This window comes from Candidatus Zixiibacteriota bacterium (genome assembly GCA_034003725.1).
Classification (GTDB): domain Bacteria; phylum Zixibacteria; class MSB-5A5; order GN15; family FEB-12; genus WJMS01.
The window spans coordinates 90,943-105,351 of sequence record JAVEYB010000011.1 but is presented as its reverse complement, the minus strand read 5'-3'; the positions used below and the strand labels follow the sequence as shown (position 1 = coordinate 105,351).

8 protein-coding genes are annotated in these 14,409 nt (G+C 58.6%); 4 read left to right on the top strand and 4 right to left on the bottom strand.

Annotation, left to right across the window (positions count from 1 at the left end):
- Position 1 precedes the first annotated feature (1 nt).
- The 4 genes from RBT76_12460 to RBT76_12445 are packed head-to-tail and all read left to right on the top strand — an operon-like array spanning position 2 to position 3,082.
- Positions 2–457, top strand: coding sequence for a phosphatidylglycerophosphatase A (locus tag RBT76_12460; GenBank protein ID MDX9858597.1), 456 nt, complete (start codon positions 2–4; stop codon positions 455–457).
- A gap of 27 nt (positions 458–484) precedes the next feature.
- Entirely contained in the window at positions 485–1,726 is a 1,242-nt protein-coding gene (locus RBT76_12455; GenBank protein MDX9858596.1) for a competence/damage-inducible protein A, read from the top strand.
- Positions 1,723–2,325: an RNA 2',3'-cyclic phosphodiesterase gene (thpR, locus tag RBT76_12450; protein ID MDX9858595.1), complete on the top strand. Its 603-nt coding sequence runs from the start codon at positions 1,723–1,725 to the stop codon at positions 2,323–2,325. Before RBT76_12455 ends, thpR begins: the two co-directional genes overlap by 4 nt.
- 4 nt (positions 2,326–2,329) lie before the next feature.
- A complete protein-coding gene (locus RBT76_12445; protein ID MDX9858594.1) occupies positions 2,330–3,082 on the top strand; it encodes an RsmE family RNA methyltransferase in 753 nt (250 codons plus the stop codon).
- 19 nt (positions 3,083–3,101) lie between these two features.
- On the opposite strand, the gene RBT76_12440 is transcribed toward RBT76_12445, so the two are convergent.
- The 4 genes from RBT76_12440 to RBT76_12425 form a co-directional block, all read right to left on the bottom strand.
- A complete protein-coding gene (locus RBT76_12440; protein MDX9858593.1) occupies positions 3,102–4,052 on the bottom strand; it encodes a hypothetical protein in 951 nt (316 codons plus the stop codon).
- A 678-nt stretch (positions 4,053–4,730) separates the two neighbouring features.
- Positions 4,731–6,299, bottom strand: a complete 1,569-nt coding sequence (locus tag RBT76_12435) for an FG-GAP-like repeat-containing protein (protein ID MDX9858592.1) — start codon at positions 6,297–6,299, stop codon at positions 4,731–4,733.
- Between the two features lie 552 nt (positions 6,300–6,851).
- Positions 6,852–9,560: a PQQ-binding-like beta-propeller repeat protein gene (locus tag RBT76_12430; protein MDX9858591.1), complete on the bottom strand. Its 2,709-nt coding sequence runs from the start codon at positions 9,558–9,560 to the stop codon at positions 6,852–6,854.
- A 681-nt stretch (positions 9,561–10,241) separates the two neighbouring features.
- A complete protein-coding gene (locus RBT76_12425) occupies positions 10,242–13,910 on the bottom strand; it encodes a vitamin B12-dependent ribonucleotide reductase (protein MDX9858590.1) in 3,669 nt (1,222 codons plus the stop codon).
- Positions 13,911–14,409 lie beyond the last annotated feature (499 nt).

Here is a 14,409-nt window from a genome sequence, read left to right as displayed (position 1 = left end):
GATGCGAAACACGCTCGTCATTGCGGTGGCGACCGGCGCCTATTCCGGATACACGCCCATGTGGGCGGGAACATTCGGTACGATCCCGCCGGCGCTGATCTCGCTGCTGCTCATCGGCAACAACCTCCCCCTGGCGATGCTGGCGGCGGTTGTTACATTTGCCGTATCGGTGTGGGCGGCGGGCGAGGCCGAACGGGTATTCGGACATGACTCGAAAAAGATCGTCATCGATGAGTGGGCCGGATGGTTTGTCACGATGCTGTATGTCCCGGTCTCCTGGCAGCATGTGCTGATCGCTTTTGTCGCCTTTCGGTTTTTCGATGTCGTCAAGCTGTGGCCCGCGCGCCGGCTCGAGAGTCTTCCCGGCGGCTGGGGCGTAACGATGGATGATATTGCGGCCGGGGTGCAGGCATGTCTTGCGACCCATATCGTAATCCAGTTGATTGCGTGGCTGTAGCAACCCTTTCACTTCGTGCAGGGCGAGATGGAAGTCGAATTGATAACGATCGGTGACGAAATCATCACCGGTCATACCATTGATACAAACGCGGCCTACATGGCGTCGCGCCTGGTGGACAACGGATTTATCGTCCGCTACCGTACCTCGGTCGGAGACAACGCCGAGGACATGGAGGAGGCGTTTCGACAGGCCCTCAAGCGCGTTGAAATCGTCATCGTCACCGGCGGCCTGGGACCGACCGACGACGACGTGACCAAGCGATCGATCGTGAAAGTCTTCAAGCGGAATCTGATCTTCCATGAAGACATTCTCGAAGACATCCGTGCGCGCTATTCCAAACGCGGGATCGAAATGCCGGCCATCAATCAGAACCAGGCGTTGCTGCCGCAGGGAGCGACCTTCTTCCCGAACAAAAACGGCTCGGCGGTCGGTATCTGTATCGCCGAGCACGGACGGGTGTTTATCGCCTTGCCGGGCGTGCCGTTCGAAATGATGCAGATACTCGATGACTACGTGATCCCGTACCTTCGCAACCTCGGCGCGCGCCAGGCGATCAAGGTCACGAGAGTCAGAACCACGGGCATTGTCGAGTCACGCATCGCGGAAATGATTGTGCCGGACCTCAAGCTCGACACCGGTGTCCGGCTTGCGTACCTGCCGGGCTACCGCGGCGTGGACCTCCGCGTCATCGCTTCCGCCGAGACGCAGGATCAGGCCGACGAAAAAGCGCGCGCCCTGGTGCGCTATCTCGAGGACAAAGTCGGCCGCTACGTGTACGGCTACGACGAGGATACGCTGGAGTCGGTGGTCGGCCAACTGCTTCGGGACAACGATCGCACGCTCGCAGTTGCCGAGTCCTGCACGGGCGGATTACTGGGCGCCGCCGTCACGTCCGTCCCGGGTTCATCGGCCTATTTCCGGGGCGGTATCCTGGCATACTCCGACGCAGCCAAAACACGGCAACTGGGAGTGCCGCCGGAGGTGATCGGGAGCCATGGCGCGGTATCCGAAGAGTGCGCGGTGGCGATGGCCGCCGGGTGTCGCGAGCGGTTCGAGACGGACTACGCGCTGGCGCTGACCGGAATTGCGGGGCCGGACGGCGGCAGCGATGAGAAACCGGTCGGCACGGTGTGGATCGGGTTGGCCACCGTGAGAGACAAACGGGCCCACCGCATGAAACTCGGCGGTCTGCGCGCGGTGATACGGGAGCGCTCGGTGTACGGCGCGCTGGAGATGCTTCGCCGCGAGATACTGGATATAAAATGACGACCACCGACCCCCGGACAAATCTGCGCCTGTTCATTGCGATCCCGCTGTCACGCGAGGTCGAGCAGGCGCTCGGCGAGATCATCGGCGACTTGTCGTCCACTCCAGCGAAGGTGAAGTGGGTCGATCCGCACAACATCCATGTGACGGTCCGTTTTCTCGGCGACACCGGTGAGTCGCTGATACCCGCGCTCAAACGCCTCATCAACGAGGCAGCAGCGCACGCGACGCCGTGCCATGCAAAACTTGCCCGACTGGGGGCATTTCCGAATCTCAAACGGCCGCGCGTGATCTGGGCCGGATTCGACGAATCGTCGCCGCTGACATTTCTCCAGTCGACAGCCGAGAAGGTCGAGTTGGGCGTGCGGCAACTCGGATTTGAGCCGGAGAGCAAGTCGTTTAGGCCGCACCTGACACTGGCGCGTGTCAAGTTTCCCGATGGTCTGCAGCGGCTCTGCGAAATGGTCCGTACGTATTCGTTTGCTCCGATAGATGTGTCGCTGGACCGACTGGTCCTGTTCAAGTCAACCCTGACGCCCCGTGGACCCGTCTACGAGAAGCTCCACGAGTCCGTTTTCGGCGCCGAACGATTCGAGTGATTCGATGAACTTCATCATTCTGACTGACGACGATGAAACCGGCGACGGACGGTACCGCCTGACCGACCACCGCGCCGATCACATCCGCTCAATTCTCAAGCTGGGCTACGAGGACCATGTGCTCGTGGGATTGCTTGACGGTCCGCACGGCAAGGCGTACATACACAAGATCGACGACGACGAAGTGATTCTGGAGTGCGAGCAGCTCCGACTCGACGGGCATCCGATCCCGGAGGTAACGTTGATATGCGCGCTGCCTCGCCCGCAGATTCTCCGCAAGGTGCTGTACGTGTCGGCGATGATGGGAGTGTACGCGCTGCACCTCGTTCGCGCCAACCGGGTCGAGAAGAGTTTCTTCGAAACGAAACTGCTGGAGCCCGAACACTATCGTCCGTACCTGCTTGAAGGGCTCAGCCAGGGGAGGCTGACGCGCATGCCGGCGGTACATATCCACGACCGGTTCCGCGTATTCTTCGAGGACGACTGGCCGCAGATAGCGGCCTCGGGCAGCACCAACCTCGTGCAGGTGCTGGCCAGCCCCGAATCATCGACCGGACTGCACGACTTGTGCAATCGACTGTGCGGCCGCGTTGCGATTGCGATCGGTCCCGAGGGCGGGTGGGTGCCGTTTGAAGTCGATACGATCGAGCGGGCCGGATTTCGTCCCTGTACGCTCGGCCGCTGGACGCTTCGAGTTGAATACGCCGTGACCGCGGCCCTATCGCAGCTCGAGCTGGTGCGGCACAAACACGAGTAGCCGACAGGACGATATCCGGTCACCGATGCCGCTCGAAAAAGTCTGCGATATCCTCCCACATGGCGGGCGTGATCGTGTGACCGACGTTTTCGTACAGTCGTAATTCGCACGCACAACCGCCCGAATCACGAACGGCCGCAACCGCGGGCCATCGCGCGACAGGCGATTCTCCGAACAGCGACAGGACCAGCTCGCGATCGGCCGACGAAAAGGCGTCCTCAAACATCACCGCGTCGTTGGTGTCCCGATCTCCGAGAAAGAGGAAAACCGGCGTCTGCCGGTAGGAAGCCCGGTCGAACGGTTGCCCGGTGAGTTCTCGTATATCGGCGATACCCACGGGGTAGGGCAGTTGCTTTCCGTCCCACGTGTCGAGCGGAGCTATCGGCCACCCGCCGGGCGAGCCGATTGCGGCTGCTTTCACCCGCGAGGGGTGCAGCGTCATGAAACGATCGGCGAATTGACCGGAAGCCGAGAACCCGAACAGGAACACGCCGGAATCGCTATCGTGGCCCATGAGCTTCAAAAACTCGCGCGCGTGGTCGATCATGGCCAGCAACTGGAGATCGATCCTGACCAGCAGCGAATCATCGGTTGCCAGTATGTCGCGATCCAGCGCCTGCACATACAACTGCCAGTTCGTGTATGGTCGAGGGAAGACCGGCACCAGCAGCGCGCCTCCGAGGCGGTCGGCCAGCCACATGTCTCGTGAGAGCAGCGTGGCGGCCGCGCTGTCGTGAACGATGAAGGAATCATTCCCGGTGCCGGTGTTGTTCGGCTCCACCAGCAACGTGATCGTGGGATCGCCGCTTAAGGCTGGGGGCGAGACATACAGATAGTACGGCCAGTGGAAGCCGGCTGCCGAGTCCGCGGCAAACCGCATGTTTGCGCCGATACCTGCGTTGGTCGACTCCTGTGCGACTGCTCCGGTCGCAATAATCGCGAACAAAATCGCCGTCACATTCCTGCGCATGATTCAATAACGCTCCTGTTTCGAGACGCCGCAATACCGACTTGTGCGATCCTTCGGCCCGGTTGGCCCACATTTCAGGCGGGCTCCCGTCAATGAACGTGATGGCAGGTCTGAAGACAGACAGACAGACCTGCCCTACACAGACCGCGCGAACAACTTTTTCGTTGTACAAGTGTGGTTGCCTGCACGTTACAGGGAAATGGGTTTGTTTTGTTATTTTTATGGGGACCCCATTTCTTTCTTTTCCCCCGATCATGATATCCGGCAGGGGAATAACTGCTGTTTGGGCAGGTTCTTGACGAACTGTCGCGATACAGAAATGCCATCGTTTTCGCGCCTCGTGTGAGAGGAGTGTTTACTAAGGGGGGCCGGGCATTTTTTCCATCGAGGTGGTAGGGAAAGTGTGGGTCGCGTGGGGCACGAGGACGTACGCCACGCACGGAGGGAAGATGGCGGGTGCGAAGACGGACCCGCCCGACGTTTCTGATGATTCCCTATGATTCGTCAAGCGCTTTCCGGATAGATTCCCACTTTCGTGGGAATGACAAGTCTGCGACTTGTCTTCAATCATAGTCGATGTTCCAATTGCAGAAGACAGACAGACGAAGCCTGTCATGCCCGCCCGCCCGCCACAGGCGGACCTGACGGCCGCGGCGAGGAATCCATCTTCAATTCTTCCTACCGCGCCAGCACCATCTTCCGCGAAAAGACAACATCCCCGGCCGTCAGACGGTACATATAGACACCGCTCGCAACTTCATCACCCGCAGCGTCGGTCCCATCCCATACAACCGAGTGCGACCCGGCCGGATACTCGGCTGACACGAGTGTCGCAACCAGCTGGCCGAGGACGTTGAAGACATCGATTTCGACATGTGACTTGAGGGGAAGCTGGAAAGCAATGGTGGTTGTTGGATTGAACGGGTTCGGATAATTCTGAAACAACTCGAAGTCTACGGGAAGAACAACACCCCCACCTCCGCTGCCACCAGTGCTGGTAGAACCGTCAAACCCCGCATAAATGTAGACTGTGCCGATACTCCCCGCGTGAACACACGAAAACGCGAAGTCATCAATACCATCGCCGTTAAAGTCCCCAATACCTGCCACGTCCATCCCGAACTGTGTCTTGTAACCGGGAAGGTCATTGATATACAACTCGAAATCAGGAAGGCTATCAACATCCGGACCACCATAGTACAGATACACCCAACCGATACCACTCCACTGCGTGGGCATTGAAGTGATGATGTCGGGATAACCATCGTTGTCGATGTCGCCGGCAAGGGCGGCTCGATCACGATAACCCAGTATCGTTAGATCAGGAAAGGAGTCAATATCCGGTCCACCCCAGTAGAGAAAGGCGGAAGTATCCTCGGTCGCATGGCTCGAGACGTACAAGTCGTCAAAACCGTCGCCATTAAAGTCACCTGGAGATACCATCACGTCTCCGAAATACTGTCTTTCCGGCAACCAATCACCGCCCCGAGAAATTACTACGTCCGGGATAGTATCGAAGTCCGGCCCGCCCCAGTAGATGTACACCTGCCCATTGGATGTATCAGCCGGTTTGCGTCGCAAGTTACAGGCGAGGTCAGGAAAGTTGTCACCATTGAAATCCCCCGTTACAATGCATTCGCCGAACGCATATCCATCGTAAAGGATATTGGCGGGTGTCATTCTCAGGTTGGGCAAAGAGTCAGCTGCAGCCTGTAAGTCATAGAAACAGATCGACCAACCGTCGCTTCCCTGGGAGACTATCTCGTCCGTTTCGTCATTGTTGAAATCTCCACGAACAACTGACCTGGACGGATAGTATTGGGGATAGCCAAAAACCAGGTCCGGTATGGTGTCGATTGATGATCCGCCAAAATAGACGGCCCGAACATACGTACCGTATACTCCAAGCCTCATCGTGAAGTCGTCTTTTCCGTCCCCGTTTACGTCGCCTATGTTCGCTGGATTCACAGTATTTGGAAAGGTCAGATCCGCGACGGAGTCAACGACATCGCTCCCGTAATAGAGATGCATGCTAAATCGCGTGTCACCAACTAGAAGCTCCGATCTACCGTCGTCGTTCTGATCCCCAAGTGATATGATCTGGCGACCAAACAGAACACCCATCGTATCGGACGTAATTCTGCCAAGCAGTGCCGGCTGCTGAGCACATAAATCGTCAACATGGATTACGAAGACAGATACAGATAGTGATAGCAGGAAAAGGAGGATTCTCATAACTCCCCTCAATTGCTAACAAGGACGCTCTTATTGTCTGCTTTGTCAAGGTATTATTCCCTATGTAGGTAATAACCATTCACAGCTTCGACGTTTGTCGCCGACATACCACAGTAGAGGCTTCTGAATGCTGTCGCGATACAGAAGTGCCATCGTTTTCGCGCCTCGTGTGAGAGGAGTGTTTACTAAGGGGGGCCGGGCATTTTTTCCATCGAGGTGGTAGGGAAAGTGTGGGTCGCGTGGGGCACGAGGACGTACGCCACGCACGGAGGGATGATGGCGGGCGCGAAGACGGACCCGCCCGACGTTTCTGATGATTCCCTATGATTCGTCAAGCGCTTTCCGGATAGATTCCCACTTTCGTGGGAATGACAAGTCTGCGACTTGTCTTCAATCATAGGCGATGTTCCAATTGCAGAAGACAGACAGACGAAGCCTGTCATGCCCGCCCGCCCGCCACAGGCGGACCTGACGGCCGCAGCGGGCGGGCGACCCGGCCCGGTCTCCGGCGGGTCGGGCGGCGCGCTCTGATTTGTACGCCGCCCGACTTTTGCGGAATCTATGTCACTCGCACTGCGGCAGACAATCCGCCGGCGAGGGTCCGCTGAGAAACAGGAAATTCACCAGATAGATCAGGTCCGACAAATCGACAGCACAACCGGCGTCGCCGTTTATGTTGGCCGCAGCGGGGCAGGCCGGCGGCGGGCCGCTCAAGAACAGGAAATTGACCAGGTAAATCAAGTCGGACAAGTCAACAGCGCCGCCGGCGTCATCGTTGACATTGCCGGTGGTCCCGATACAGCAGCCGGGTTCGCCGTCGTAAAAAGACTCAAACGCATACACGACCCCGTCTGATCCAAACGTCACACACGTGATATTCGGCGCGTAATTGCCGCTGATGTCGCCGATCGCGAGATGCATAACATCGTCGGCAGTACTGAAACTCCACCAGACCGACCCGTCGGAACCGTCGAGTACATACACATACTGATCGTCGGAGCCGACAATGACGTCAAGCTGGCCGTCATTGTTCATGTCTTCGACCAGCAGGCAGTTCACCTCGCCCCCGGTCGTAAAACTCCACAGTTCATGACCGTCATAGCCGCGCTTTGCGTATACTTTCCGGTCGGTCGAGTTGCCCGGCACAACCAGGTCCTCGCTGAGGTCACCGTCCAGATCGCCGTGACCGAATCCGTGAACGTTGGATGGTATCGGCATGGCCTCGCTCCACAGCTCGGTATGCGTCACACCGTCAACAACGATAACCGTGGTCGGGGCGTACGGTGTGCGGCCGAGCGCCACATCGAGCGTGCCGTCGCCGTTGGCGTCCAACGCCTCGACATGTTGCACGGCGTCGCCGGCGGGGTAGTCCCAGAGGATGGAGCCGTCGGAACCGTCGAGCACAACCATCTTCTCACCCTCCGTGCCCGACTCCACCGCGACCACAACGTCGATCGGTCCGGTGCCGTTCATATCGGCCAGCTCGATTTCGCCCACCTGTGTGCCGACGTCCCTGCTCCATAGTTCCGCGCCGCTGGTCCCCTTGATCGCATACACGCGCGAGTCATCGCTGCCGGCGATCACGTCCATAGCGCCGTCGCCGTCGAGATCGGCTGAAGCAAGGCAGTTCCGATAAATCTGATTTGTGGGCGTAGTGAACTGCCACAGTATCGAGCCGTCGATCGCCGAAAGCGCCGTGACCATGTCGTCGGCGCCGCCGACCGCCACGTCATCGTACCCGTCGTCGTTGAAATCGCCGATCGTGACGGCGTACAGGTTCTCGGTTCCGGTCCAGTGCCACAGTTCCGAGCCGTCCTTTCCGTTGATCGCCCACGCGTTGTCGTCGACCGAACATACCGTCGCGACATCAGCGAACTCGTCTCCGTTGAGATCGCCGACCGCCACCGCGTTTCCGTACTCGCCAAACGGAAATTCCCACAGGACAGGGGAGACCGACGTTTTGAGCGCCCAGACCGAGCGCACCGGGTTGGGAGGAGTACCGGCGAAATCCGCGCCTCCGGCCGCGATTACGTCGAGCGTATCATTGCCGTCCAGGTCGGCGACCGCCGTCTTGACAATCGTTCCCCCGACTGAGTAATACCAGATCTTGCTGCCGTCAATTGCCGACAGCACCTGCACCCGGTCATAGGTAGCCGCGACAATGTCCAGATCGCCCTCGCCGGTAACGTCGCCGAACGCCAGCCCTCGCGGAAAACCGTCCAGCGTATCGGAGATAAAAATGGGAGCGCCGTCTTCACCGTCAAACGCGATCACCTGATACCAGCCCAGGTAGTTGCCGATCACGATATCCAGATCGAGGTCGTTGTCTACATCGCGGATGTACAGCGGTATCTCTCCGTTGACGTGGTCAATCGTGCCGAGGAAGTACTCCCACTCGAGCGCGCCCGTCAACGCCGTGCGCACGACCAAACGGCCCTTGTCGTCACCGCCGATACCGGAGAAGACCGCCTCGAGCTGACCGTCGTCATCCACATCCGCTATCAACACGTCGAGATTGACATACGTCACGACCGAGTCCCAGATCGGATTGCCGGTAGCGCCGTCGATAATCCCCTGCCGATTCGTGAAGCCGGTAAGGTACTCGTGCGCGTAGGCGACGTCGTCGGTACCGTCTCCGTTGACGTCGGCCGCTGCGACCTTGTTGACCCAGAGGCTGCCGATATCCTCGGACCAAATCAGCCCCCCGGTCTGACCGTCGATAGCATAGACGAAATCGTCGAATGACGACGCGACCACATCGAGGTGTGTGCCGCCGTTGATGTTGGCGATCGTTACCGACTCATTGGTGTTGCCGGTCGGAAACGTCCAGAACGGCGTTCCGGTAGCGCCGTTGATCGCATGAATGCGGCCGTCAGGAGTCGATGATGCGTTGTATGAGGCGGCGACCGCAACGTCGGCTACACCGTCACCGTCGATATCGCCTACGGCCATGCCGCGAATGGCATCCCAGACGACATACTGCCAGATCGTGTCACCGGTGGCGCCGTCAATCGCCCAGACCCGGCTGAGTTCGCCGTAGTAGCTGTTGTCGTGTTCGGCTGCAATAATGTCCGGGACGAGGTCGCCGTTGAGCGACGCGGTGTCAAGGTGCTGTATCTGGAGGTTGGCGTCGAAGATCCAAAGCGGCTCGCCCGAGATGGCTTTGTCCGCGCTGAGAAGCGCTGACGGAAGCACGAACGCTGCGGCCAGGCTGAGCACAACCACGAAACGGGTCGCCCTCAGCCGGGTGAGGAAAGATACTGATGGGTACATGGTAGTTTCTCCCGAATGAGATCGTTGGGATGTCGATTCCGGGAAAGAGGTATCGTCCTGACAGCAATCTACCACGCAAAGCGGACTACGTCAAGAAAGGGGGGCAACGGCGAACGGGACGCAAAAAAAAACCCAGGTAAGCGAGGTTCACCTACCTGGGCGGACGATATTAGGTAATCCACAGAAAGAGTAACACTTTCCGATTGCACAAGCATGATACTACAATTCTCAGTATTGTCAAGAGAAAAATGGGGAAAAACTTCCGGGTGGCGAGCTCACGACCGTCCCGTGCCCGTAGCCGTTATGTAGTTGCAGCACAGAGTGATACGCGACTCCACTGATCTTTCGGTCACCCCGAGACACAAGTTTGTAGAGTAAATTTATCGTAGTTTCGGCGCAGCCTTTGTGGATAACCGCCCCGGAATACACCGCCATGGAACGGAGCTGCCGACTAGACACCGTACATCTGCGGGGAGCAACGAATCCCCTACAGTCCGACTCGCAGGCCGCACGTCGCGCGCCAACGATAACTGCCTTCGGTTCGACCCCGTGGCTCGAGGGCCACGGAGTCAACGACAACAGCTTCTGTGAAGAGTCGCGGGGAGGTTTACCGGACAAAAAAAAAGAAGGACGGCGGGTGTGACACCCGCCGTCCCGAGACGATGTACGTGCGAGAGGAGATCAGCTGCAGCCGCTGGTGGCGCCGCAGGTTTCGCATTTCAGACAGGTTCCGTTGCGGACCATCGTGAACGATCCGCATTCGGAACACATATCTCCTTCGTAGCCTCTCAGCCGCGCATTCCGAATTTCGAATTGGAGGCGATTGGCGCTGACGGCGATTCCGGCGCCGGTCGACGGAGCAGGCTCTGCCGCTGCGACAAGCTCGGGAACCGCCGACGATTTTTCATTCTTTGCAGTTGCAGTCGGATTCTCCACCGGGTGACCATGTCCGTTTCCTCCTTTGACTCCATGTCCGTTGCCGTTGCCGCCGTTGCCGGAGCCGATCAGATCGAAGCGCAAATGCGAGGTGTGGATGTCATCGTCATTGCGCTTGGCCGTGGTGATCTGACCCGTCACCTGACGGTTGGCCGGTTCCTCCTCTTCGAACTCTATCGATTCCTCGGTCGGTACGCCCACCGTGTCGCCGCGAAGGTCCTCCTCGGAGACATGGGCGAGATCGTTGCGGCCGAGATAGGTGATAGCCAATTCCCGGAAGATGTAGTCGATAATCGACGTGGTCATTTTGATGTGTTTGTTCCCCTGCACGATGCCGGCGGGTTCGAACCGGCTGAACAGAAACGCCTCGACGAACTCCTCGAGCGGAACGCCGTGCTGGAGGCCGAGGGAGACCGCGATTGCGAACGAGTTCATCAGCGAACGGAACGCCGCGCCTTCGCGATGCATGTCGAGAAAGATTTCGCCGAGCGTTCCGTCGGAATACTCGCCGGTACGAAGATAGATCTTGTGGCTGCCCACCACCGCCTTCTGCGTGTAGCCGCCGCGCCGGTTGGGCAGTTTGCGCCGCTTGGCCAGGTACCGGTAGACGATCCGTTCGGACATTTTTTCGGCGGCGCGCTCCACCGTCAGTCCTTCGTCGTTGTGGTCGTCGTCGAGAACGGTCGCCGACAGCGGCTGGCTCAGCTTCGAACCGTCGCGGTAGAGCGCGACCGCTTTGTTCATCGACTCCCAGGCGAGCCGATACGCCTTCTTGACGTCGTCAATCGTGGCTTCCGCCGGCATGTTGATGGTCTTGGAGATGGCGCCCGAGATGAACGGCTGGGCCGCGGCCATCATGCGGATATGGGCCTCGTAGGAAATGAAACGCTGCCCTTTGCGGCCGCATTTGTTGGCGCAGTCGAACACGGGCAGATGCTTGTCCTGCAGATGCGGCGCCCCCTCGATGGTCATCGTGCCGCAGCAGTACTCGTTGGCAAGTTCGATCTGCTCGCGCGTGAAACCGATCTCGCGAAGCAGGTTGAAGTCCCATGCGTCACATTGTTCGATCGAGAAGCCGAGCGTCTCAGTCAGGAATTCTTCGCCCAGCGTGTACTTGTTGAACGCGAAGGTGATGTCAAAGACGTTGTCCAGGACCTTTTCGAGGGCCTCCAGCTCGGCGTTGGTAAAGCCCTTCGCGCGGAGCGACTCGTGGTTTATGTACGGCGCCTTGCGAAGCGTGCGGTGACCGGTCGCATAGGTCACGATAGCGGCAATCTGCTCGTCGTTGTAACCGAGCGTTCGCAACGCGATCGGCACCGAGTTGTTGATGATTTTGAAGTAACCGCCGCCCGCGAGTTTTTTGAATTTGACGAGGGCGAAATCGGGCTCGATACCGGTCGTGTCGCAGTCCATGACGAGTCCGATCGTGCCGGTCGGGGCGATCACGGTGGCCTGGGCGTTGCGATAGCCATACACTTCGCCCATCTCCACGGCCTTGTCCCAGACCGACCGGGCAGCGCTTACCAGTTCCTCGGGCAGGTAGTTCGGGTTGATTCCTTTGGGCTTGACCGTCAGGTTTTCATACTCCGCGCGATCGGCATTATGGGCGGCGCGACGGTGGTTGCGCATGACGCGCAGCATGTGGTCGCGGTTGCGATAAAAGCCCGGAAATGCCCCGAGCTCCTTGGCCATCTCCGCCGACGTCGCGTAGGCCTGCCCGGTCAGAATGGCGGTTATCGCGCCCGTCCAGGCCAGGCCCTCCTGCGAGTCGTACGGGATACCCATGCGCATCAGCATCGTTCCTATGTTCGCATAGCCCAGGCCGAGCGTGCGGAACTCGTAGCTTTTCTGGGCGATCGCGCGCGACGGGAAGGACGCCATCAAGACCGAAATCTCCAGCACGGTCGTCCATGTCCGTATGGCGTGCAGATAACCGTCGACATCGAAGCTGCCGTCGGCTCGGAGGAACTTGACGACATTCAGCGACGCGAGGTTGCACGCCGTATCGTCGAGAAACATGTATTCCGAGCACGGGTTGGAGGCGTTGATCTTGCCGTCTTCCGGGCAGGTATGCCACTCATTGATGGTGGTGTCGAACTGCACGCCCGGATCGGCGCAGGCCCACGCTGCATGACATACCTGCTCCCAGAGCACACGCGCCGGGATTTTTTTCGAGACGGAGTTGTCCGTGCGCCGTCTCAATTCCCAGTCGGAGTCGTCCTTGAGCGCGTTGAAGAAGCTGTTGGGGATACGCACGGAGTTATTGGAGTTCTGGCCCGAGACGGTAAGGTACGACTCGCTGTCCCAGTTGGTGTCGAGTTCAATGAAGTCGATATGATCGATGCCCTGGTTCGCCAGCTCGAGGATCTTCTTGACGTACTCCTGCGGGATGTGCAGGTGACGGGCGTGGCGCAGGGCGGTCTTCAGCTTCGGATTTTTGTTGGGGTCGGTTTCGAAAACCGAGTCGCCGTTGCTGCCGGATATCCGCGCCGCATCGAATATCTCACGGAGCTGCTGCTTGATGATCCGCGAGCCGGCGACCAGCGCCGCGACTTTTTGTTCTTCCGTGACTTTCCAGTTGATGAACGATTCGACATCGGGGTGGTCCAGATCGAGACAGACCATCTTGGCGGCGCGACGGGTTGTTCCTCCGGACTTGATGGCGCCCGCCGCCCGATCGCCGATCTTGAGAAACGACATCAACCCGGACGACTGCCCGCCGCCGGACAGGCGCTCGCCGGCGCCGCGAATGTTGGAAAAGTTGGTGCCCGTGCCGGAACCGTACTTGAACAGCCGCGCCTCGCGCACCCACAGATCCATGATCCCGCCTTCGTTGACCAGATCGTCACTGATCGACTGAATGAAGCACGCGTGCGGCTGGGGGTGCTCATACGCGTTTTTGGCCTGCGTCATCGTGTGCGTGATCGGGTCCACATAATAATGGCCCTGGGCATGGCCGGAAATACCGTACGCGAAATGCAGTCCCGTGTTAAACCACTGCGGGCTGTTGGGGGCGGCGATTTGCGCCGCCAGCATGTAACACAACTCATCGTAGAATGTCTGGGCGTCGGCCTCCGACGAGAAATACCCGTGCGACTCACCCCAGTAGCGCCAGCAGCCGGCCAACCGATGAAACACCTGCCGGGCGTCGGTCTCCCATCCGGTGACCGGATCGCCGTGCGCGTCGACCACGACATTGCCGTGTTCGTCCCTCTGGGGCACGCCGGCTTTGCGGAAGTACTTCTGCGCGAGAATGTCTACCGCAACCTGGGACCAGCCCTCCGGAACATCGATATTATCGAGCTTGAAAACGGTCGACCCGTCGGGGTTTTTTATTTCAGATGAGCGCTTAACGAAATTTATGCGGGCGTAAGGCGACTCGCCTTCGCGAGTGAAATAGCGCTTGAACTTCACGATAGCCTCCTGCTTGTTCTACGGTGTCCTAATTCCGATTTCCCGGAATCACCTTGAGCCGACGAACAGACGGTCAGGGCAACCGTCCCTGGTTGCCATCAAAGCTGTCAGAATCATCAAATGGAGCCTCAGCCGATGTACTGACCGTTTGAATTCCCTGCCGCTCAAAGTGGGCACAACATATTGTGCCCACGAGAGGCCGACTACTAAAAATTGTATGAAAATTCAAGATTCTCTACTCGATTGCCCGGCAAGAACCTATCGATCCATAAGGGATTGGCCTTTTTTTGGAGAACCGGGGCAACAGTCGATGCGAAAGAAATCAAACTCGCTAACTCTATACTAACAAGAAAATTATAGACAGCAAGTTTCAGAGTGCTCTATCGCTCCTCACGTAATCTATAATGCGCCCAGCAGAATCCGCTTCTATACAATAGCTTACGGGGCTTTGCACACAATGACCACAGGTTGTCCACATGTTATCCGCGTGTTTCACACA

Excerpts from the sequence above, each read along its gene's own strand:
- RBT76_12460 (MDX9858597.1), top strand. The coding sequence starts at position 2 with ATGCGAAACACGCTCGTCATTGCGGTGGCGACCGGCGCCTATTCCGGA.
- RBT76_12455 (MDX9858596.1), top strand. The coding sequence starts at position 485 with ATGGAAGTCGAATTGATAACGATCGGTGACGAAATCATCACCGGTCAT.
- thpR (MDX9858595.1), top strand. The coding sequence starts at position 1,723 with ATGACGACCACCGACCCCCGGACAAATCTGCGCCTGTTCATTGCGATC.
- RBT76_12445 (MDX9858594.1), top strand. The coding sequence starts at position 2,330 with ATGAACTTCATCATTCTGACTGACGACGATGAAACCGGCGACGGACGG.
- RBT76_12440 (MDX9858593.1), bottom strand. The coding sequence starts at position 4,052 with ATGCGCAGGAATGTGACGGCGATTTTGTTCGCGATTATTGCGACCGGA.
- RBT76_12430 (MDX9858591.1), bottom strand. The coding sequence starts at position 9,560 with ATGTACCCATCAGTATCTTTCCTCACCCGGCTGAGGGCGACCCGTTTC.